Origin of the sequence: Celeribacter baekdonensis, assembly GCF_900102315.1 — a bacterium.
Classification (GTDB): Bacteria; Pseudomonadota; Alphaproteobacteria; order Rhodobacterales; family Rhodobacteraceae; genus Celeribacter; species Celeribacter baekdonensis.
This window is the reverse complement of record NZ_FNBL01000004.1, coordinates 267,371-288,726: the sequence shown is the minus strand read 5'-3', so window position 1 is coordinate 288,726 and position 21,356 is coordinate 267,371. Positions and strand designations below refer to the sequence as shown.

The 21,356-nt window shown below is 56.0% G+C and carries 17 protein-coding genes and 1 tRNA gene; 3 read left to right on the top strand and 15 right to left on the bottom strand.

From position 1 onward, the window contains the following. Nucleotides 1-16 precede the first annotated feature (16 nt). The 8 genes from BLT54_RS09950 to BLT54_RS09910 all read right to left on the bottom strand — a co-directional run bounded on the left by BLT54_RS09950 (nucleotide 17) and on the right by BLT54_RS09910 (nucleotide 9,607). Nucleotides 17-1,396, bottom strand: a complete 1,380-nt coding sequence (locus BLT54_RS09950) for an ammonium transporter (RefSeq protein WP_074644349.1) — start codon at nucleotides 1,394-1,396, stop codon at nucleotides 17-19. Nucleotides 1,397-1,817: 421 nt separating this feature from the next. Then, nucleotides 1,818-2,543 (bottom strand): FadR/GntR family transcriptional regulator, encoded by a 726-nt coding sequence (locus tag BLT54_RS09940; RefSeq protein ID WP_074644343.1) that lies wholly within the window; start codon nucleotides 2,541-2,543, stop codon nucleotides 1,818-1,820. Between the two features lie 168 nt (nucleotides 2,544-2,711). Further along, nucleotides 2,712-3,596 (bottom strand): formyltetrahydrofolate deformylase, encoded by an 885-nt coding sequence (gene purU, locus BLT54_RS09935; protein ID WP_074644338.1) that lies wholly within the window; start codon nucleotides 3,594-3,596, stop codon nucleotides 2,712-2,714. 75 nt (nucleotides 3,597-3,671) lie between these two features. Next, entirely contained in the window at nucleotides 3,672-4,562 is an 891-nt protein-coding gene (gene folD / locus BLT54_RS09930; protein WP_074644334.1) for a bifunctional methylenetetrahydrofolate dehydrogenase/methenyltetrahydrofolate cyclohydrolase FolD, read from the bottom strand. Beyond that, nucleotides 4,562-5,122: a sarcosine oxidase subunit gamma gene (locus BLT54_RS09925; RefSeq protein WP_074644330.1), complete on the bottom strand. Its 561-nt coding sequence runs from the start codon at nucleotides 5,120-5,122 to the stop codon at nucleotides 4,562-4,564. The genes folD and BLT54_RS09925 overlap by 1 nt, the downstream gene beginning before the upstream one ends. Then, the gene (locus BLT54_RS09920) at nucleotides 5,115-8,060 is read right to left on the bottom strand and encodes a sarcosine oxidase subunit alpha family protein (protein WP_074644326.1); all 2,946 of its coding nucleotides are present in this window, start codon (nucleotides 8,058-8,060) and stop codon (nucleotides 5,115-5,117) included. Before BLT54_RS09920 ends, BLT54_RS09925 begins: the two co-directional genes overlap by 8 nt. After that, entirely contained in the window at nucleotides 8,057-8,347 is a 291-nt protein-coding gene (locus BLT54_RS09915) for a sarcosine oxidase subunit delta (RefSeq protein ID WP_074644322.1), read from the bottom strand. Before BLT54_RS09915 ends, BLT54_RS09920 begins: the two co-directional genes overlap by 4 nt. A gap of 9 nt (nucleotides 8,348-8,356) precedes the next feature. Beyond that, nucleotides 8,357-9,607: a sarcosine oxidase subunit beta family protein gene (locus BLT54_RS09910; protein ID WP_074644319.1), complete on the bottom strand. Its 1,251-nt coding sequence runs from the start codon at nucleotides 9,605-9,607 to the stop codon at nucleotides 8,357-8,359. A gap of 110 nt (nucleotides 9,608-9,717) precedes the next feature. On the opposite strand from BLT54_RS09910, the gene BLT54_RS09905 reads away from it, so the two are divergent. Next, nucleotides 9,718-10,653, top strand: coding sequence for a GlxA family transcriptional regulator (locus BLT54_RS09905; RefSeq protein WP_074644317.1), 936 nt, complete (start codon nucleotides 9,718-9,720; stop codon nucleotides 10,651-10,653). A 55-nt stretch (nucleotides 10,654-10,708) separates the two neighbouring features. On the opposite strand, the gene glnT is transcribed toward BLT54_RS09905, so the two are convergent. The 6 genes from glnT to BLT54_RS09875 form a co-directional block, all read right to left on the bottom strand. Then, entirely contained in the window at nucleotides 10,709-12,028 is a 1,320-nt protein-coding gene (gene glnT / locus BLT54_RS09900; protein ID WP_074644312.1) for a type III glutamate--ammonia ligase, read from the bottom strand. Between the two features lie 70 nt (nucleotides 12,029-12,098). Then, nucleotides 12,099-13,424: an FMN-binding glutamate synthase family protein gene (locus tag BLT54_RS09895; RefSeq protein ID WP_009570435.1), complete on the bottom strand. Its 1,326-nt coding sequence runs from the start codon at nucleotides 13,422-13,424 to the stop codon at nucleotides 12,099-12,101. Between the two features lie 10 nt (nucleotides 13,425-13,434). Next, nucleotides 13,435-14,121: a GltB/FmdC/FwdC-like GXGXG domain-containing protein gene (locus BLT54_RS09890; RefSeq protein ID WP_143026789.1), complete on the bottom strand. Its 687-nt coding sequence runs from the start codon at nucleotides 14,119-14,121 to the stop codon at nucleotides 13,435-13,437. Between the two features lie 3 nt (nucleotides 14,122-14,124). Beyond that, entirely contained in the window at nucleotides 14,125-15,012 is an 888-nt protein-coding gene (locus BLT54_RS09885) for a class II glutamine amidotransferase (RefSeq protein WP_074644308.1), read from the bottom strand. Nucleotides 15,013-15,202: 190 nt separating this feature from the next. Continuing rightward, on the bottom strand, nucleotides 15,203-15,838 hold the full coding sequence (locus tag BLT54_RS09880) for a helix-turn-helix domain-containing protein (RefSeq protein ID WP_009570432.1): 636 nt from the start codon (nucleotides 15,836-15,838) through the stop codon (nucleotides 15,203-15,205). A gap of 42 nt (nucleotides 15,839-15,880) precedes the next feature. After that, nucleotides 15,881-17,167: an ABC transporter substrate-binding protein gene (locus tag BLT54_RS09875; protein ID WP_074644304.1), complete on the bottom strand. Its 1,287-nt coding sequence runs from the start codon at nucleotides 17,165-17,167 to the stop codon at nucleotides 15,881-15,883. 178 nt (nucleotides 17,168-17,345) lie between these two features. On the opposite strand from BLT54_RS09875, the gene BLT54_RS09870 reads away from it, so the two are divergent. Together BLT54_RS09870 and BLT54_RS09865 are read left to right on the top strand one after the other, a co-directional pair. After that, complete coding sequence (locus BLT54_RS09870; protein WP_074644301.1) at nucleotides 17,346-18,689, top strand: NAD(P)-binding domain-containing protein; 1,344 nt, start codon at nucleotides 17,346-17,348, stop codon at nucleotides 18,687-18,689. A gap of 67 nt (nucleotides 18,690-18,756) precedes the next feature. Then, complete coding sequence (locus BLT54_RS09865; RefSeq protein WP_074644298.1) at nucleotides 18,757-21,129, top strand: trimethylamine N-oxide demethylase; 2,373 nt, start codon at nucleotides 18,757-18,759, stop codon at nucleotides 21,127-21,129. A gap of 78 nt (nucleotides 21,130-21,207) precedes the next feature. Here BLT54_RS09865 and BLT54_RS09860 read toward each other — a convergent pair. After that, nucleotides 21,208-21,283, bottom strand: a tRNA-Thr gene (locus BLT54_RS09860). Nucleotides 21,284-21,356: the final 73 nt, after the last annotated feature.

Here is a 21,356-nt window from a genome sequence, read left to right as displayed (position 1 = left end):
TTTCCTGATCCGTGTGTTATTCAGCAGGGCTGACAGAGGGGTGAATGGCTTCGGGATAAGCGGACGCCGGAACTTTGACGGCGTCGAGACCAAGCAGTTCTGCCTCTTTCGGGACACGGAGTTGGCCGGTCACTTTCAAAAGCCAGGAGATCACGTAGCCCGGGACAAAGCCCAAAGCGCCCATGACAGCCACACCAACGAGCTGACCCATAAAGGAGGTCTCGATGACATCTTCGCCGAACAAAGCCGGATAACCCTGCGCCGCGATACCGACCGCAAGCAGACCCCACATGCCCAAGAAACCGTGCACCGCAAAGGCACCCACGGCGTCGTCGATGCCGCGTTTCTCAATGAAGGAAGCAACAAACGGCATGGCAACTGCGCCGATGAAACCGATGGCAAAGGCCATGGGCGGATACCAAAGGTCCAGACCCGCTGCACAGGAAATGATCCCGCCAAGCGCACCGGACATCATCCAGAACGGATCGCGTGTGATCATCCAGGCACCAACGATACCACCGGAGAAGCCCATCAATGTGTTGAAGGTCATGCCGGAGATGGTCATCGGCGTGCCATAGATCGTGGCTTCGATTTCGGTGCCCCAAGACCAGGCTTCGCCCGGAACGATGACACAGCCCATGAGAAAGCCCCAAAAGCCCGCGATGATCAACATAAGGCCGATCAAGGTCATTGGCATTGAGTGACCCGGAATGTTGTTGGCAGAGCCATCGGCGTTGAATTTACCGATCCGTGGCCCAAGGTTGATGAGCACACCGAGGGAGAAGAACCCCGCGATCATGTGAACGACACCAGCGGCACCAAAGTCATGGTAGCCGAATTTGGTGACGAGCCAGCCATCCGCATGCCAACCCCAAGCGGCCGCCAGAATCCAAACAAAGGACCCCAAAACAATCGCCAAAACAACAAATCCTGTCAGCTTGATACGCTCAATCACGCCACCCGAAAGGATGGAGGCAGTGGTGGCTGCGAAAAGCACGAAAGCCCCCCAGAACACGCCGGAGGCGCGATCATCGAGGTTCGGACCCATGTATTGGCTCCATGGCAAGGCCACGTCATTGGCGTAGGCCAGCCCAGAGATGCCCATCGCACCTTCAGACAGCGAAAGACCTGTCGGGAACGCCCAATAGATCCACCAGCCGATAAAATAGAAAAAGGGCACGATCAGCGCGAAGGCGAGGATGTTTTTGATCCCGGATGCCAATGCGTTTTTCGAACGCGATGCGCCCATTTCATATGCGAGGAACCCGGCATGGATGAGCACCATGAGCGGGATCGTCAAAAAGTAAAAAGTCTCGGAAAACGTGCCGTTCGTTGCGGCTACGCTGCCTTTGAGTTCCGCCACTGCGGCGGCCAAAGATGCAAGGTCCTGTTCCACTTGAGATCTCCCTGTCCTGTGGAGGTCGTTATTGAAGGGTCAGCCCTGTTTTGGCCTGAACCAATTCCGAAATTGGTATCTCGGATGGACAAAGTTCACGCGAAACAATCACTATAGGTCAACATTTTTTCCCCATGGGAATTTCATGAAACCCAAATTTTAGGACAAATCGGACACTCATAGCCCCCAAATGGGCAATTATTACGCAGCCCGCAAAAACATGGGAGCTGAGAACAAGGAGAGCCAACAAATAAAGGAAAACATGCGAATCCCATGTTGGCGCAGTTTCGATCCGAAAATGCGCAAGGAATTCGCCAAAAGAGGCCACGATGGGCACGGTCTTAATGGCAATAGGCGGATCAAAAAGACCCTTCTGCGGCAAGCAATCAGGCCACTCCATCCAGGCCACTCAGGGAACCAATTATTCGTCTTGTAGCAAAAGTTTTTGGTCTTCGATCAAGGCGAGTTTCATGAATTCTGTGGCCTCTTCGATGTCGCGCGCCGCGATGGCATTGAACAACCCGTTATAGCCACGCTGGTAGGTGGCAATGCGCGCGGGCGTCAGATGGCGACGGTACATCGCGGCGCGAAAGGCCTGACGGCGCGCATCAATCACCAGGTTGTAACAAGCCACCAAAAGCGGATTGCCCGTGCCTTCGGCGATCATCCGGTGGAACTCTTCTTCAAGGCGAACAAAGGCCAGCGCATCCGCTTGAACCGCTTCCATTTTTGACAAAATTTCAGACAGGGCGTCGATCTGTTTCGGCGACATGGAGATGATCGCGAGGCGCACCATTTCAGGTTCAAAAATCCCGCGCACCGCCTGAAGATGTAAGGGGCCGGTTTCAGCCGCAACAGACGAGAGCGCTTGGCTCGATCCACCCGGATTGAAGGTCACAAAGGACCCTGATCCCGCCCGGCGACGAATCATTCCACGCAGTTCAAGGTGGTCCAACGCCTCGCGCACGGTGTTGCGCGCCACGCCCAAATCCTGCGACAATTGCCGCTCGGAGGGCAAGCGTTCATCAAGGGCAAATTCCTGTGCCGCAATGCGTGTGCTCAACGTATCAATCACATAGCGCACAGTGGCCCCAGGCAAAGATTGCGCCAGTCCGGTCAAGGTCGATGCTTTGGGAGAGTTTGTCACATTCTGGTCCTTTGGCCGCGCCGTTTGAGACGCGGTACAAGATAACGCCTTCGCTAAGGCGAAATCCAGACCAAGAACGCATGCCCCGCCCTCAGACGAGAAGCAGGGCATGTTTTGGCCTCTTTGGGCTCGCATGATGCCCTAAGAGACCACGGGGTGGTGAGGGTGTTACCCCATCCGTTCGGAAGAGTAGGAGCCGGGGCTCGCCGGGAAGACCACGGTTTTATTGCCATTTTGGAACACGCGGTGATTGGCATGCGCATGGATCGCACGGGCAAGCGCCTGGCTTTCCACATCACGGCCAAGCGACACATAATCCGCCGCCGATTGGGCATGAGTGATACGGACGATGTCCTGTTCGATGATCGGACCTTCGTCCAGATCGGCGGTGACATAATGCGAGGTCGCACCAATCAGTTTCACACCGCGCTCATAGGCCTGCTTATACGGGTTTGCCCCCTTAAACGACGGCAGGAACGAGTGGTGGATATTGATGATCCGACCTGACATTTTCTGGCACATCGCATCCGAAAGAATCTGCATATACCGCGCCAAAACGATCAGTTCCGCGTCGGTGTCTTCGACCACTTGCATGATCGCCGCTTCGGCCACAGGTTTGTTTTCCTTGGTCACAGGAATGCAATGGAACGGAATGTCGTGATTAACGACAACCTTTTGATATTCCATATGATTTGAAATAACTGCGACGATCTCAATCGGCAAGGCACCAATGCGCCAGCGATAAAGCAGATCGTTGAGGCAATGACCAAACCGCGACACCATGATCACGACTTTCATCTTTTCGCTCTCATCATGGAAAGCGTAAATCATGCCAAAAGATTTGGCGATGTCATCAAAATCCTTTGCGAGCGCCACATCATCAAACCCGTCCTCAGAGACGAAACTGATGCGCATGAAAAACTTTCCGGTTTCCACGTCGTCAAACTGCGAACTGTCGGTGATGTTACAGCCCATATCGGACAGAAACGTGGAAATGGCCGCGACAATGCCGCGTGAGGTGGGGCAGGTTACGGTGAGGCAATATTTGGTCATCAGGGTCTCCTGTTGGATCGCGAACCTCGTCCCCGCAATGTGCGGGCCTTTGGTCCGTCTCTTATTTTCTTATAATCAAACGGTCAGATCGCTGGGTTCGGGCAGATCATGCGCGCGACAACATGCAGTCAGTGTATTGGCAAGAAGGCAGGCGATGGTCATCGGACCAACACCACCGGGCACCGGCGTGATGGCCCCTGCCACCTCAACAGCACTGGCGAAATCTACGTCACCGACAAGTTTGCGTTTGCCGTCGCGCTCAATCCGGTTGATGCCCACGTCAATCACGGTCGCGCCCGGTTTGACCCAGTCTCCCGGGATCATTTCAGGGCGCCCAACTGCGGCAACAAGGATGTCCGCGCCGCGACAGACCTCGGCAATGTCTTTCGTGCGGCTGTGCGCGATGGTCACGGTACAGCTATCGCGCAGCAAAAGTTGCGCCATCGGTTTACCCACGATGTTGGACCGTCCAACCACGACAGCGTTCAGGCCAGACAGGCTACCGTAATGGTCACGCAGCATCATCAAACAGCCCAGCGGCGTGCAGGGCACCATCGCCTTTTGCCCGGTGGCCAAAAGACCGACATTGGAAATATGGAACCCGTCCACATCCTTGGCAGGATCAATCGCGTTGATCACCAGATCGCTATCAAGATGATCCGGCAATGGCAGTTGCACCAAAATCCCATGCACCGCAGGATCGGCGTTCAAAGCCTCGATCAAGACTAACAAATCTTCCTCGGAGGTCTCCGCCGGAAGCTTGTGTTCATAAGAGGTCATGCCGCATTCAAGGGTCTGTTTGCCCTTGTTGCGCACATAGACTTCGGAGGCCGGGTCTTCGCCAACCAAGACCACGGCCAATCCCGGCGTGATGCCATGAACCTCTTTGAGTTTTTCCACCTGTGTCGCCACTTTTTCACGCACGGTGGCGGCAAAGGCTTTGCCGTCGATAAGCTGTGCAGACATCAAATGTCCTCCAATCGGCGCGCAGCCACCGCAAGGGCGTGCCACAGCGTTTCAGTCGATGAGCGCATCCCCCAAACCGCCAGCCGATCCTCGGCCCGACGGATCAGGAAAACGCTCATATGGTCAAGTCCGGTGCGCAATGCCGACCCTTGGGTAAAGGCCCCCGCATCAATGTTCACGAGCTTCTCAAGCAGTGCTTTGATCGGGGCAGCACCTTTTGATGAGGTGATTTCAATGGCGGCCCAACCGTCGGTCTGTTCGGTCACTGAGGCCTCAGGCACTTCGGCTTTCAAAACACGCGCAAAGTCTTCCTCGGCGCGGCCTTCGGCCTCGACCATCCATTGATCTTTTGCCATCCAATAGACCCCAATCGCGCCTGATTTGGTCCATTTCCCGGGTTCAGGCAATGTCATCCCAAAAGGAGATGGGACCGATTGCCCCTTACGCAAAGCAAGTGACGCAAGCGCCATAGCCGGATTTTCGGTCAAGCTCAGCGCGCCAAAAGTTTCAACGCGGGCTATGGTTCCGCCCAAGGCGGTGATGGGTGTAAGATCAGTCACGAAGCCGCTCCCCTTCTGGATCAACGAAATGGGCGGGCACAACGCGCAGGCGCATTTCACTGCCCTCAATCGGGTTGGCGGCGATGATTTCCTCATCCATCCGCGTGTCCCCATTCTCAAGATAGCCAAGGCCGATATAGCCGCCGACATGGGGTGAATAGCAGGCGGAGGTGACCCAACCCTGATCCGTTTCCATGCTGTGCGCTGTCCCTTGGGTGAAGAGGTGCGAACCGGCCATCAAACGCTCTGTTGAGCCAACAGGTTGCAGCCCGACAAGGCGGCGCGCATCACGTGCAAGGCCCTCACGACGCGACATCACCGCGCCAATCGAGTCCTTTTTCGCGGAAACCATGCGACCCAAACCCAGCATAGCGGCTGTGGTTTGACCGTTGAGTTCCGCCCCTGCGGCGTGGCCCTTTTCAATCCGCAGCACGCCCAAGGCTTCGGTGCCATAAGGCGCGGCACCCAGATCAGCCCCAAGTTCCATCAGCCGCGCCATCAAGGCATTGCCATAGCGCGCCGGGACCGCAATTTCATAGGCCAACTCGCCAGAGAACGAAATCCGAAAAAGCCGCGCCCGCAGACCTTTGCAAACCGTGAGTTCCGCACAGCCCATAAAGGGGAAGGCGTCATTTGAGAGATCAAACTCGTCAACAACACGCTCCAAGAGTAGCCGCGATTTCGGACCTGCCACGGCGATTTGCGCCCAGGCATCGGTTGTTGAAATCAGTTGGACATCAAGCTCCGGCCAGAGGCATTGCCGCGCGAATTCCATATTGCGATAGACCAAACCTGCGTTCGCAGTCGTGGTGGTAACAACATAATGATCCTCACCCAGTCGCGCACAGGTGCCGTCGTCATAGGCAAACCCGTCTTCGCGTAGCATCAGACCATAACGCACTTTGCCAACAGCGACAGTGCCCATCATGTTCGAATACATCCGGTTGAGAAATTCACCGGCATCCGCGCCCTGCACGTCCACTTTGCCCAGCGTGGTCACATCACACAGACCCACGCCCACGCGCACGGCTTTGGTTTCGCGATCAACGCTTTCGCGCCAATCGGTCTCACCCGCTTGCGGGAAATACTGCGCCCGCATCCATTGCCCCACTTCGACAAATTCCGCGCCTTGCGATTTGGCCCATGTGTGGGTCGGGGTCAGGCGGCGCGGACGGAAATTGACACCCGTATCACCACCGCCCAACACAGATAGGGACACGCCTGTGTAAGGCGGGCGAAAAATCGTTGTGCCGGTTTGAGGGATGGATTTCCCGGTGAGTTCCGCCATGACGGCCAGCGCAGACACGTTCGACGTTTTGCCCTGATCCGTCGCCATGCCAAGGGTGGTCCAGCGTTTCAAATGCTCAACCGGCTTCATATTCTCTTTATGGGCCAAGGAGATGTCTTTGACGGTCACGTCATTTTGGAAATCAACCCAAGCGCGTTTTTTGCCGGGCACATGCCAGAAATCCGCTTGCGATACGGGCATGTCCTCGGCGTCTGGCAAAGCAACCTCGGGGGTTTTGATACCCAGTTCAGCCAAGGCAATGCCCGCCGCTTTTGCACCATCGGCCAGCGCCTTTGCCGTGCTGCCCAGCCCGACGCATGCGCCAGCCGGAATCAACCCCGCCGGACCGTCGGCACCGGGCACAAAACTCAAAAGCGTGTCATCCCAAACCGGACGCCCACGGTGGTGCGAGGCAAGATGCACGTTCGGGTTCCATCCGCCCGACACACCAAGTGCTGCACAGCGATGCCAAGAGGCCACGCCACCTTTGGTGATCTCGATGTCCCTCAGACCAAGACGCCCTTTGGTTCCAGTTACCATGGCGCCGGAAAAGAGGTCGTAATCGCCAAAGCGCGGGGCATTTTCACGGCTGTCGATCACGCCCAAAATAGGGACGTTTTTCGACATCAGATCAAGCGCTGTGCGGTGGCCATCGTCATTGTTGGTAAAGATCGCAACGGGGTCTTTGGCGGACTGCGTGGGCGTCACAGCCCAGCGGTTGGCATAGGCGCGCATCGCACCGCCCAACATGACGCCGGGGCGATCATTGTCAGCAAAGGGGATGTGCCGCTCAGTCGCGCCCGCCGCCAAAACCGCGCGTTTCGCAGTGATACGCCAGAGGGTCTGACGCACCTTATTGCCGGGTTCGACGACATGATCAGAGACGCGCTCAACCGCACCATAAATCCCGTGATCATAGACACCAAACACCGTGGTCCGGCGCATGACACGTAGGTTTGGCAAAGTCTCGAACTCAGCCTCAAGGGTCGAAATCCAATCCGTTGCTGGCGCACCATCAAGCCTATGACTTTCCGCCAAAAGACGGCCACCAAGGCGGAAGTCTTCGTCACACAGAATGACCTGTGCGCCAGCCCGCGCCGCAGTCAAAGCCGCCGCAAGACCGGCCGCACCACCGCCAATGACCAAGACATCGCAATGCAAAAAGCCTTTGTCATAACTGTCAGGATCGGCCTGCATCGACAGGCGACCAAGGCCCGCCGCGCGACGGATCATCGGCTCATAGAGCTTTTCCCAAAAAGCGCGCGGCCACATGAAGGTTTTATAGTAAAACCCGGCGGCAAAGAACGGCGCAAAATAGTCATTCACGCCAAGCGCATCAAAGGCCAAAGAACCGGTGCGGTTTTGCGATTTGGCAACCAGACCATCATACAATTCGGCCACCGTGGCGCGTGTATTTGGCTCTGTGCGTGCGCCGCTGCGCAGTTCCACCATAGCGTTGGGTTCCTCAGACCCCGCCGCCACAACGCCGCGCGGGCGGTGGTATTTAAAGCTGCGGCCCATGAGGCGCACCCCATTGGCCAGCAAAGCGGAGGCCAAAGTGTCGCCTTGGTGGCCCGTGTAGGTTTTGCCATCGAAGGTAAAAGAAAAGGAGGAGTTCCGGTCAATCAGACCGCCGGACAAACGCGTCATTTCGATCCCTCTCTGTGTGCCAAGGCCACATCAGAGGCCAGTTCTGCGCCGAGAATTTCGTGAGTCACCGTGTTGCGCGTGACGACAAGCCAACTGCGGTCGCCTTGTTCGTGATACCAAAGTTCACGGTGAACCCCCGCCGGGTTGTCGCGCAGGAACACATAGTCGCAAAACATTGCCTCGGCATTGGGGGCGTTTGGGTCCGGTCGGTTTATCAGGTTTGCGTCACCCAGATAGGTGAACTCCTGAGCATCGCGCAGACCGAGAAGGGGGTGAGGGATCAACATCTGTGGACCTCAATGCAAATTGGGCTGAGCGCCAGCGCCACGTTCGTCAATGACGTAGCCCTTGGCAAAACGATCAAGGCGGTAGGCTTTGGCAGTGTCATGCGGGCGATCGGTGGCGAGCAAATGCGCAAAGGCATAGCCCGAGGCAGGCGTCGCTTTGAACCCGCCATAACACCACCCACCATTGAAATAGAGGCCTTCGATATCGGTGCGATCAATGATGGGGGAACCGTCCATGGACATGTCCATCACCCCACCCCAGCCGCGCAAAAGCCGCGCGCGCCCGATCATCGGCATAAGCGCCATGCCGCCTTCGAGCACGTCTTCGATCACCGGAAGATTGCCGCGTTGGGCGTAAGAGTTATAGCCATCGATGTCGCCCCCAAACACAAGCCCGCCCTTGTCAGATTGACTGATGTAAAAATGCCCGGCACCGAATGTGATCACGCCGGGAATGGTCGGTTTGAGACCCTCAGACACAAACGCCTGAAGCACATGGCTTTCAATCGGCAAGCGCATTCCAGCCATGGACATGACCCGACTGGACGAACCTGCCACCGCCACACCAACCTTTTTCGCGCCAATAAATCCACGCGAGGTCTCGACGCCCAAAACTTTGCCACGTTCAATTTTAAAGCCGGTGACTTCGCAATTCTGGATGATATCGACGCCGCGCATGTCGGCGCCACGGGCATAGCCCCAAGCAACACCATCGTGGCGCGCCGTGCCCGCACGCGGCTGCATCAAACCGCCTTTGATCGGGAAACGCGCATTGTCATAGTTCAAAAACGGCACTTTCTCACGCAGTTCTTCTCGCGACAAAAGCACCGAATCCGCACCCGCAAACCGCATCGCATTGCCACGCCGACGGTAGGCGTCACGTTGGGCGTCTGTGTGGATCAGGTTGATGATACCACGTTGGCTGACCATGGAATTGAAATTGGTTTCTTGTTCAAGGTTCTCCCAAAGTTTCATCGAGAATTCGTAGAACGGCTCATTGCCCGGCAACAGGTAATTGGAGCGAATGATGGTGGTGTTCCGGCCAATATTGCCCGACCCAAGCCAACCCTTTTCAAGCACCGCAATCCGCGCCTGTCCAAAGCTCTTGGCAAGATAAAATGCCGTGGCAAGTCCATGCCCACCGCCGCCAACGATGACAATGTCGTAGTCTGATTGCGGCTCGGGATCGCGCCATAAGGGCGTCCAGCCTTTGTGGCCTGTCAGAGCCTCTTTGATGACCTTAAATCCGGAGAATTTCATGCGTATCGCTCCATTCGGTTGAGACAGTTTTACATTGTAATTTTCCCCTATTCTTTTCATTAAAAGACATTTATTTTCTTATTTAGGACAAAACACTGGGCAGTAAGCGCATGAGGAAAATCGGATTCGTCTTGCTTGATGGCCATGCCCTTATGTCCACGGCGGCAGCGCTTGAACCGTTGCGCGCGGCCAATCTTTTTGGCTCTGAACCGCTCTACAATATTCAGGTTTTGTCACCCCGAAATCCGGCGGTGCACTCCTCCGCCGGAAGCATGTTTGCGGCAACGCCACTACACGCGGCAGGCACCGATTTCGATCTGGTGTTTGTGGTTGCGGGCGGTGACCCTTTGTCCGTCAACGATCCCGAATTAGAGACATGGTTGCGGCGTGTGTCGCGTGCGGGCGCAGCACTTGGGGGCATTTCTGGCGGGGCGGCGATTTTGGCCAAGGCGGGGCTTTTGGACAACCGTCGTTTCACTCTGCATTGGCATCACTATGAGGATATCCAAAGGCTGTTCCCAAAGCTCCTGCTTGAGCGCAGATTGTTCGTGATTGACCGGGATCGCTACACCTGCGCCGGGGGAACCGCGCCGTTGGATATGATGCACGCGATCATTTCGCGCGATCACGGGGTTGGCTTTGCGCAACGGATCAGCGATTGGTTTATTCAAACCGAAGTGCGCCGGTCAGAAGCACCGCAACAGGCCAGCATCGCGGCGCGATACGGGGCTTTGCCCGCGCCGATTTTGGCCGCGATTGAATTGATGGAATCCCATATCGCCGATCCGCTCGATATCTCTCAACTCTCTGAATTATCCGGGCTTTCTTCGCGCCAGTTGCAGCGTCAATTCACCGAAAGCCTCGGCAGTTCGGTTATGGAAACCTATCGCGACATTCGCCTGGAAACCGCGCGGGATTTGCTGCGTCAATCCCAGCTGCGTATTCATGAGATTGCGATGATGACCGGGTTTGTCAGTCAGGCGCATTTTTCCGAAAGCTTCCGCCGCCAGTTTGGTCAACCGCCCTCTGCCCTGCGCAGGCGTTGACAAAAAAGCGGCCCCCGAAGAGGCCGCTAAAGGGGAATTAGGAAGAGGAAAACGCTTAGATATCAAGCGTGTTCTCGCGCTCCCAACGCGAGAAGTGGGAGACGAAGGAATTCCATTCCTGCATCTTCATCTTGGAATAGGAGGTCGAGAAACCGGTTCCCATCATGGCTTTCAAACCTTCATCCTCGTCATACGCGCGGATCGCGTCGAGCAGGTTCAAAGGCAGGCGCGGGGCGTCTTTGACAAGGTGGCCTTCGGCGTACATGTCGATGTCGTAACGCTTGCCGGGATCGGCTTTGGAGTTGATGCCAGACAGGCCCGCCGCGATGATCACAGCTTGCAACAAATAGGGGTTCACTGCCCCATCTGGCAGGCGCAATTCAAAACGGCCCGGCCCCGGAACGCGCACCATATGAGTGCGGTTGTTGCCGGTCCATGTCACAGAATTCGGGGCCCATGTTGCGCCAGAAATGGTCCGCGGCGCACTGATGCGTTTATAAGAATTCACCGTCGGGTTGGTGATTGCCGCCAAGGCTTCGGCGTGCTTCATAATGCCGCCAAGGAAATAACCGCCCTGCTCAGAGAGGCCGACTTCGCCGACCTGCCCCTTACCATCTTTTGAAGCAAAGGCGTTGGTTTTGCCGTCTAAATCCCAAACCGAAATATGCGCGTGACAGCCGTTTCCGGTCAGACCTTCAATCGGCTTCGGCATAAACGTCGCCCGCAAACCATGTTTTTCGGCCACGGATTTAACCATGAATTTGAAAAAGCTGTGGCGGTCGGCGGTCACGAGCGCGTCGTCAAAATCCCAGTTCATTTCGAACTGGCCATTGGCGTCTTCGTGGTCGTTTTGATACGGGCCCCAACCCATTTCCAACATATAATCGCAGATTTCCGCGATCACATCATAGCGGCGCATCACCGCTTGTTGGTCGTAACAGGGCTTTGCGGCGGTATCGAAAGGGTCAGAAATCTGATCGCCCTCAGGCGTCAAAAGAAAGAACTCCGCCTCGATCCCGGTCTTAACCCGAAGGCCCGCCTCAGCAGCTTCGGCAACGAGTTTTTTCAACACGTTGCGCGGCGCTTGCTCAACGGGCACGCCTTCCATGACGCAATCGGCGGGCACCCACGCGACATCGGGTTTCCACGGCAATTGGATCACGGCCGAGGCGTCCGGCACGGCCAACATGTCCGGGTGCGCGGGGGTCAAATCAAGCCAGGTTGCGAAACCCGCAAAACCTGCGCCGTCTTCCTCCATATCGACAATCGCCTGAGCAGGTACGAGTTTGGCCCGCTGCCCGCCGAAGAGGTCAGTGTAGGAGATCATGAAATATTTTACGCCGGTCTTTGCGGCGAAATCTGCAAGAACGCTCATCGTCTTGTCCTTTTTCTAGTCCCTGTTGGCAGGATGAGGGGCACATGGCCCCTCCCCTTTTATCGCTGACTCAAAAGCCCGGTTTGCCCGGATACCAATTGGTCCCCGCAAGCGGCACCTGGGCCATTGCAGCGGCTTCCATGGTCAGAGCGCAAAGATCCTCTGGCTCAAGGTTATGGACATGGTTGTGACCACAGGCGCGGGCGAGTGTTTGGCATTCCAAGGTCAAAACATTGAGGTAATTTTGCAAACGACGACCGGCTGCGACCGGATCGAGGCGCTTCATCAACTCAGGGTCTTGGGTGGTGATGCCAGCCGGATCGCGGCCCTCGTGCCAATCATCGTAGGCACCCGTTGTCGTGCCAAGTTTTTGGTACTCAGATTCCCATTTCGGATCATTGTCCCCCAAAGCGATGAGAGCCGCCGTCCCGATAGACACCGCATCTGCGCCCAGCGCCAAAGCCTTGGCCACATCGGCCCCGGTGCGAATACCGCCGGAGACAACAAGCTGAACTTTGCGATGCATACCGAGGTCTTGCAGCGCCTGAACGGCAGGGCGGATACAGGCCAAAGTGGGCTGACCGACATGTTCGATGAACACGTCTTGGGTGGCGGCGGTCCCGCCCTGCATCCCGTCCAAAACGACCACATCAGCACCGGATTTGACCGCCAAAGCCGTGTCGTAATAGGGTCGAGCGCCGCCAATTTTGATGTAAATCGGCTTTTCCCAATTGGTGATTTCGCGGATTTCGAGAATCTTGATCTCAAGATCATCCGGGCCGGTCCAATCCGGGTGACGACAGGCGGAGCGTTGGTCAATCCCGACAGGCAAATCGCGCATACCCGCGACCCGCTCGGTGATCTTTTGACCCAAAAGCATCCCGCCACCACCGGGTTTCGCGCCCTGACCCACCACGATTTCAATCGCATCGGCGCGGCGCAAATCATCCGGGTTCATGCCGTAGCGCGACGGCAGATATTGATAGACGAGCTTCTCGGAATGACCGCGCTCTTCTTCGGTCATGCCGCCGTCGCCCGTGGTGGTCGAGGTGCCCGCAAGGGTTGCGCCGCGGCCCAACGCCTCTTTTGCCGGACCCGACAGGGAGCCAAAGGACATGCCCGCGATGGTCACCGGGATTTTCAGCTCAATCGGCTTTTTCGCAAAACGCGTACCGAGGGTGACGGAGGTGTCACATTTCTCGCGATAACCTTCGAGCGGATAGCGCGACATCGACGCGCCCATGAACAACAGGTCGTCAAAATGCGGCACACGACGTTTTGCGCCACCGCCCCGGATATCGTAAATCCCGGTGGCTGCCGCCCGACGGATTTCAGCATTCACATCTTTTGAAAAGGTCCACGACTGACGCGGTTCGGTTTGTGGTGTTTTTTCCATGTCGCGCTCCTCAGTATTCGTCTGCGTGGTCGATGTTGAAATTGTAGAGTTTGCGGGCGGAGCCGTAGCGTTTGAACTCTTCGGGCTTTGCATCGGCACCCGCTTTTTCAAGAAGCTCTTTGAGGATTTCGATGTGTTCCGGGCGCATCTCTTTTTCGATGCAATCGGCGCCGAGGGATTTCACCGCCCCGCGCACGAAAAGACGTGCTTCATATAAGCTGTCGCCAAGGGCATCCCCTGCGTTACCCAGCACCACAAGGTTGCCCTTTTGTGCCATGAACGCGGACATGTGACCGATGTTGCCATGCACGACAATGTCGATGCCCTTCATCGAAATACCACAACGCGAAGACGCATTGCCTTTGATGTTCAAGAGACCGCCATGTCCGGTTGCGCCGGCATATTGCGAAGCGTCGCCTTCGATGGTGACCGTGCCTGACATCATGTTTTCGGCGACACCGGGACCCGCGGACCCTTTGACTGTGATCGCCGCTTCTTTGTTCATGCCTGCACAATAATAGCCGGTAGAACCTTGGATCGTCACGTCGAGCGGGCCGTCTAGACCACAGGCCATCGCATGGCTGCCGCGCGGATTGGTGATGATATATTTCTCGTTGGCTTGACCTTTTGCGGCGGCCTGGAGCGTGGTGTTGATGTCGCGCAGCTCTGTCTGCGTCATATCGAGCGTGTTGGTCATGGATTAGCGCTCCCAGAAATAAACAGTTGCGGGTTCCGGCTCCCAAACGCGGGCGGCATCAATACCCGGCAGGTCGGCGAACGCACGGTATTCAGAGGCGAAAGCGACGTAGTCGTCTGTTTCGGCCATCACGGCGGGCTTGCAAGCGATCGGGTCGCGTACAACGCCAAAGCCGTTTTTCGTTCCGGTCACAAAGGTGAAGAACCCATCAAGATCCTTCAGTGTGCCCTCCAAGGCTTCGCCAAGCGTCGCGCCCTCAGCGATGCGCGAAGAGATATAGGCCGCGCCCACTTCGGTGTCGTTTTCGGAGCGGGTGAACACGCCCTTTTTGGCCAAAACCCGGCGCATTTGGTTGTGATTGGACAGCGAGCCGTTGTGCACAAGGCATTGATCATCTGCGGTCGAGAACGGATGCGCGCCCATGGTTGTGACTGCGGATTCTGTCGCCATGCGGGTGTGGCCGATACCGTGGCTGCCACCCATCTCGCGTAGGTTAAACCGAGCCGCCACATCTTTGGGCAGGCCGATTTCTTTGTAAATTTCCATGGACTCGCCTGAGCCCATGATGCGCAATCCTTTGTCTTCCAGAAAAGCAATCGCTGCTTTTTCCGATCCGGCGGGTACAGTGAGAACCGCATGTGTGCTGATTGACTTGATCGTCACAGGCCCGTCGATAACCGCACAGAGGTCGGCGTCGAGATCGACAAATGCCGTCTCCGGCGTGTCCGACTGAACGGTGATTTTGATGCCGCCTGTCTCATCGCCATAGATCGCGATCCCGGCACTATCGGGGCCGCGGTCGGTCATGGTGATCAGCATATCGGTTAACATGTCGCCCAGCTTGGGGCGCAGTTCGTCCTTCTTAAGGAACAGGCCTACAATGCCACACATATATCCCTCCATCAGAGTCTTCGGCCCAATCGCCGTTATGATCTGATTAGAGGGAAATCTTATTTCTCATCAAGAAAGTTTTTCTCTACAGGAGCAAGTTTTTCTGTTTGGGAAATAATTGCCCGGAAATGTCGCGAAATAGGGCGTGGGCAGCCACCGTCGCACAAAAAACAGACTTCCTTAGAACGCATCATTTTTGTTGAGGGTAGGTGATGACCGAAAGATAGCGCGCGGGGAGTTCAATCAGCGCCTCTGGCCCATGCGGCGAATCTGCATCAAACAAAAGCGAGTCACCCGGTTCCAAGATGTACCGTTTGTCGCCATGCCGATAGTCGATCACACCTTCAAGAATATAGAGCAACTCGATGCCCTCATGCTGGAAGGCCGGAAAACGGTCGCTCTCGTTGTCCAAGGTGATGAGATAGGGTTCAACGACAACGCCGGAGTTGTTTGACCCAATATGCCCCAACAGATTGTATTGGTGCCCTGCGCGGGTCCCCGCACGTTCGATTTCAACGCCTTCGCCCGCTTTCACATGCATACAGCCGCGCTCTTCCTCAAAACCGGAAAACAGTTGAACCAGCGGCACGCGCAATGCATTTGCGAGCGTTTGGATCGTGTTCAAAGAAGGGGAAATCACACCGTTTTCGATTTTGGACAGCATCCCAACCGACAGACCCGCCTGCCCCGCAAGATCCGCGCCCGTCATGCGCTGACGCTTGCGCAACTCACGCACCTGACGGCCAATCGCCACTTCAAGGTTCTTTTCACGAGCCTCACGAACTGCATGAGGATTTTGTTGGAGGGTGGTTTGTGATTTTGTCATTCGGCGTCCTGTCTCGAAACTGGTCTTCAATCTATGCTCTGTTTACTGCGACGTGGCTTTGGCACTGCGATCTGGGGCAAGTCGTTGATCCCACAATTGCCCAAGCTCTTCCATATGCCGTTTTAAACGTGGTCCATTGTGTTCCAGCCAGTCCAAAACGGACACGAAATCTTCGATCCGGGCTTTACCATCGCGAATTGTAACCACGGGCCAATCTCCGACCAAGGCATTATCAATCCCAAAAATCTCATCGCCCCACCAACGGGCTGGACCAAAGACATGCGACATCTGGCGCCCCCGCTTCATTGCCGCCAAAACCGACACGGAATTGGTCGAATCCGCAAGCTCAACCGCATTGTGCCACAGATCCAAGATCGAAGCATATTCCCAACTTACCGCGCCCCATGCGCCAGGGAAACGACTGCAATAGGTGTCAAAGAATGCTTTGGGCTGACGAAAGAAAAACGCGTTATCCGCCAGTTTTGGGTCATCAAAATCCGGGAACTGAAAGACGAAACGCTCCATGAACACAGCCGAAGTGCGCGCAATCAACCTGTTATAATTGTCGCCGGTACAGGACAGGATATGGCCCTCAAAGCCAAGTTTGTAGGCGGCTTCGGTCAGAGCCTTGACCATCGGCGGCGGCGAGGAACACCAACAGAGAATATCGGGGGCTTCGGCCATCATGGCTTTGACAATGCCAAGCGCGTCTTTGGTGTCTGCGCTGTACTGAATGTCTTTGACGATTTCTCGCTTTGCCGCCTCGAACCCGGCGCGATAGACCGCCAGTGAGGGCAATCCCATCAAATCGGTTTGACTACATACTGCGACGCGCGTGGCCTGAGGTTGGGTGCGCGCCAGCCACTCAATACCCGCGACATTGAACAGGGGATGCACCTCCGCCGGAGCGATCAAATAAGGTCGGTCCGGCGACAGATCACTGGGCAACAGGGTCGCCACAAGCACTTTACGCGACATCAGGTAATCAATCGCCTGCGCCACATCATTTCCGCCCAGCGTGACGATCAGCGGGATCTGATCTTTTTCGACCATATCGCGGGCCGCGGCCAAAGTTTGGTCTGGACCAATTGCACTATCCTGCACACGCATTTCAATCTTGTGCCTGCGACCGCCCACCATCAGGCCGCCATGGGTGTTGATCCAGTCCACCCAGATCTTGCAGCCCTCATATCCGGGCAGTCCCCACGCCTGTTCATCCCCGGACATGGGAATCAAAAAGCCAATCCGAAGAGGCGCGCGGGTCTGCCCCCTTAGTTTCGGCAAAGACCCGGTCACAAGCAGGCGCTGAGATAAGGAAGGAATGCTCATATTTTCATCATTGGCCTAATTTTGTGATCATAAAGGCCAAATGGCCCATACAAATATATTCCCACAAAGAAAATTCATTGACCACGGAAAAAGTTGGTTCTCATTTGGTTCATGCCGATTGAACCAATTTATGAATTCGGTTCAATCCAATGAATTCTAATGTCCAAGGGAGACACTCATGACCAAACGTGTCGCAATTATCGGAGCGGGTCCCTCCGGTCTCGCACAGCTCCGCGCCTTTCAATCCGCCGTGCAAAAAGGCGCAGAGATCCCCGAGGTTGTCTGTTTTGAAAAACAATCCGATTGGGGTGGGTTGTGGAACTACACATGGCGCACCGGCGTCGATGAAAATGGCGAACCCGTGCATTGCTCAATGTATCGCTATCTGTGGACCAACGGTCCAAAAGAAGGTTTGGAATTTGCCGACTATTCCTTTGAGGAACATTTCGGCAAACAGATCGCGTCCTATCCGCCGCGCGCCGTCATGGTCGATTATATCGAAGGTCGCGTGAAAAAGGCCGGAGTGCGTGATTGGATTCGGTTCTCTACCGTGATCCGCTGGGTCGACTACGATGAGGACACAGGCAAATTTACCGTCACTGCCCACGACATGATCGAGGATCGAATGTACAAAGAGGTGTTTGACCATGTGATCGTCGCCTCAGGTCATTTCTCTTCGCCAAATGTGCCCGAATACCCTGGGTTCGAGACGTTTAATGGCCGCATCGTCCACGCTCATGATTTCCGCGACGCGCGCGAATTTGCGGGCAAGGATGTGCTTTTGGTTGGCGCCTCTTACTCCGCCGAAGACATCGGCTCGCAATGTTGGAAATACGGCGCCAAGTCGATCACAACTTCCTATCGGTCCGCTCCCATGGGGTTTGACTGGCCGGGCAATTGGGAAGAAAAGCCTGCGCTGGTGAAAGTCGACGGCAAAACCGCCTTTTTCAAAGACGGCTCCACCAAGGATGTCGATGCGATTATTCTTTGCACTGGCTATCGTCACTACTTCCCATTCCTGCCCGACGATCTGCGCCTGAAAACGGCCAACCGCCTGGCCACGGCCGACCTCTACAAAGGCGTCGCCTATGTCCACAATCCAAAGATGTTCTATCTGGGGATGCAGGATCAGTGGTTCACCTTTAACATGTTCGATGCGCAGGCTTGGTATGTGCGGGACATCATCATGGGCCGCATCGAAGTGCCCTCTGACAAAGAGGTGCTTTTGGCCGATGTTGCAGAACGCGTTGAACGCGAAGAGCGTCAGGATGATGTGAAATACGCGATCGTCTATCAGGGTGATTATGTCAAAGAACTGATCGCCGACACCGACTATCCGTCCTTCGATGTGGATGGGGCTTGTGAAGCTTTCTTTGAATGGAAACACCATAAGGTCGAGGACATCATGGGGTTCCGCAATCACAGCTATAAATCAGTGATCACCGGAACCATGGCCCCTGCGCACCACACCCCGTGGAAAGACGCGCTGGACGATTCCATGGAAGTCTATCTTCAAAACTGATCTACCACGTGACGCAATGGGCGGGCCTTTCGCGGGGCCCGTCTCTCTCCTTTTTCAAGGACAAAAAATGCAAACGCACATTCCCGCAACCCTGTTGCGCCCCGGACCGCCCTCCGCCTCCCGCGCGCGCCGCGCGGCGGCCTATGGGCTTCAATCCAACGAAGAGCGCGTGACCGTTCCCGGTTCTGGCGCGGTCATGGTCGAACTCGCTCAGGGCGATCAGATCACGATTGAGAATATCGAAGGCGGTCAGCGTTGTGAGCTCTTAAGCGCGCATCCCGATGGGCGCTTGGATTGCGGCCTTTTGGGCGCAACCGCAGACACGTCCGCCGCAGGCCTACGCGCGATGCTCCTGTCACCGCTGTCGGGCTTTGACCGGCTTGAAAAGGGTCTAATCCAGCGCAATATCGACATAACGGGCGCACGCACCATTGGCCTTTTTGGCGCAGAAAGCCCCGCGAAAGACAGTGCCACCTTTACGGCGCAGGGTTCAGGTTGGGCCATCATTGCCGCTCCCGGCGATGTGATGAATTTCGAAGCGCAAAACACCACAACACCGCTGCGTGTGACCCTAACCCGTGCCAAATCGCGCAAGTCTGGCCAATTCGCCCTCCCCGATCCTTTGGCCGATCCGGTTCAAGACCTGCGAGTCAAATCCGCCACAGCTCAGGCCTATTTCGTGCGCAAGAGCGAGTTCATTCAGATTCTTGATGTCGATGGTCGCCAATGCACCGATTTCCAATGCTTCGATGCGCGCAAAGTGGATCGGGGTGACTATCTCCCCCTCGATGTCACCACCACACGCACCATCCTCAATCACGCCTACCCAATGCCCGGCTTACATGGGAAATATTTCGATCAGGACATGACGCCCCTCATCGAAGTGGTACAAGACACCTGTGGTCGGCACGACGCTTTCGCCATGGCCTGTTCATCCAAATATTATGATGACATCGGCTATCCCGGTCACGCCAATTGTTCCGACAACTTCAACCACGCGCTCTCAGCCTATAACATTCCGGGCCGTAAGGGATGGATGGCTGCGAATTTTTTCTTCAACACTCATGTCGATGATCATGGTGTGCTCTTGGCCGACGAACCGTGGTCACGTCCGGGCGATTACGTGTTGTTGCGCGCGCTCACCGATCTGATCTGCGTGTCCTCCGCCTGCCCCGATGACACCTCCCCGGCCAATGGCTGGAATTTGACCGACATTCATGTGCGCACCTATGCCGCCGAAGAACGATTCAGCCGCTCCGTGGCATGGCGCGCCACTCCCGACGAGGACCCTGTCATGACCCGTGAAAGCGCCTTTCATCAAAACTTTGCCGAACTGACGACTGATTTCGTCGAATACCGCGGCTTTTGGTTGCCGAATTCGTTCCCCCAAACTGATGCGGTCGAAGGATATTGGGCCTGTCGCGAGGGTGTTGTGGTCATGGACCTCTCCGCCCTGCGCAAATTTGAGGTCACCGGCCCGGATGCCGAAGCATTGATGAATTGGGTTCTGACCCGCAATGTCGAAAAGCTCGGCGTCGGTCAGGTGGTCTATTCGGCCATGTGTTATGAGCATGGTGGCATGATTGACGATGGCACGCTTTTCCGCCTTGGTCCGACGAATTTCCGGTGGATTGGCGGCTCGGACGAAGGTGGCGTTTGGATGCGCGAACAGGCCGAAAAGCTGGGCCTCAACGTGATGATCCGCGCCTCGACCGATCAGATGCACAACCTTGCCGTCCAAGGCCCACAATCCCGCGATCTGATGAAAGAGATCATCTGGACCGCCCCGCATCAAACGCCGATCTCTGATCTCGACTGGTTCCGCTTTACCGTGGGTCGGATTGGTGATGATCAAGGCGTGCCTGTTGTGGTGTCCCGGACGGGCTATACTGGCGAGTTGGGTTATGAAATCTTTAGCCATCCCAAAGACGGCGACGCGGTGTTCAAGGCCGTTTGGGAGGCAGGCCAGGCCTATGGCATGCGTCCGATGGGGCTTGCCGGGCTTGACCTTGTGCGGATTGAAGCTGGGCTTGTGTTTGCAGGCTATGATTTTTCCGATCAGACTGATCCGTTTGAAGCCGGGATTGGCTTCACCGTTCCGCTCAAGTCAAAAACGGTAGATTTCGTCGGTCGCGATGCGCTTTTGCGGCGCAAGGAACACCCTGCGCGCAAATTTGTCGGGCTTGAAGTCGACGGTCAGAACCACGTCGCCCATGGCGATTGCATCCGCATCGGTCGCGCGCAAGTGGGCGAGGTCTGTTCCGCGATGCGATCCCCGCGCACCGGGCAAGTCATCGCTTTGGCACGGATCGATGTGGCGCATTCGGAGCCAGGAACAGAGGTCGAAGTTGGCCAATTGGACGGTCATTTGAAACGCTACAGCGCCAAGATCACCGCCTTCCCGCATTACGATCCGAAAAAGGAACGCCCGCGCAGCTAATTCTAGCCAAACGAAAACAACAAAGCCTCCCTTCGGGGAGGCTTTTCTTTGGGGACACCCAAAACCTGAATAGAAAAGTGGTGCCGCTGATAGGACTCGAACCTACGACCCCATCATTACGAATGACGTGCTCTACCAGCTGAGCTACAGCGGCACTCTTCTCTGTCAGGCGCGATTGTGCCTGACGTGAACGGGTCTTTATCACCCTCTTTCAAAGGTGTGTAGCC

Coding starts and splice junctions, on each gene's coding strand:
- BLT54_RS09870 (WP_074644301.1), top strand. CDS start 17,346: ATGACCAAACGTGTCGCAATTATCGGAGCGGGTCCCTCCGGTCTCGCA.
- glnT (WP_074644312.1), bottom strand. CDS start 12,028: ATGAGCGTTCTTGCAGATTTCGCCGCAAAGACCGGCGTAAAATATTTC.
- BLT54_RS09895 (WP_009570435.1), bottom strand. CDS start 13,424: ATGGAAAAAACACCACAAACCGAACCGCGTCAGTCGTGGACCTTTTCA.
- BLT54_RS09890 (WP_143026789.1), bottom strand. CDS start 14,121: ATGACCAACACGCTCGATATGACGCAGACAGAGCTGCGCGACATCAAC.
- BLT54_RS09915 (WP_074644322.1), bottom strand. CDS start 8,347: ATGTTGATCCCTCACCCCCTTCTCGGTCTGCGCGATGCTCAGGAGTTC.
- BLT54_RS09910 (WP_074644319.1), bottom strand. CDS start 9,607: ATGAAATTCTCCGGATTTAAGGTCATCAAAGAGGCTCTGACAGGCCAC.
- BLT54_RS09865 (WP_074644298.1), top strand. CDS start 18,757: ATGCAAACGCACATTCCCGCAACCCTGTTGCGCCCCGGACCGCCCTCC.
- folD (WP_074644334.1), bottom strand. CDS start 4,562: ATGTCTGCACAGCTTATCGACGGCAAAGCCTTTGCCGCCACCGTGCGT.
- BLT54_RS09905 (WP_074644317.1), top strand. CDS start 9,718: ATGAGGAAAATCGGATTCGTCTTGCTTGATGGCCATGCCCTTATGTCC.
- purU (WP_074644338.1), bottom strand. CDS start 3,596: ATGACCAAATATTGCCTCACCGTAACCTGCCCCACCTCACGCGGCATT.
- BLT54_RS09885 (WP_074644308.1), bottom strand. CDS start 15,012: ATGTGTGGCATTGTAGGCCTGTTCCTTAAGAAGGACGAACTGCGCCCC.
- BLT54_RS09880 (WP_009570432.1), bottom strand. CDS start 15,838: ATGACAAAATCACAAACCACCCTCCAACAAAATCCTCATGCAGTTCGT.
- BLT54_RS09875 (WP_074644304.1), bottom strand. CDS start 17,167: ATGAGCATTCCTTCCTTATCTCAGCGCCTGCTTGTGACCGGGTCTTTG.
- BLT54_RS09920 (WP_074644326.1), bottom strand. CDS start 8,060: ATGACGCGTTTGTCCGGCGGTCTGATTGACCGGAACTCCTCCTTTTCT.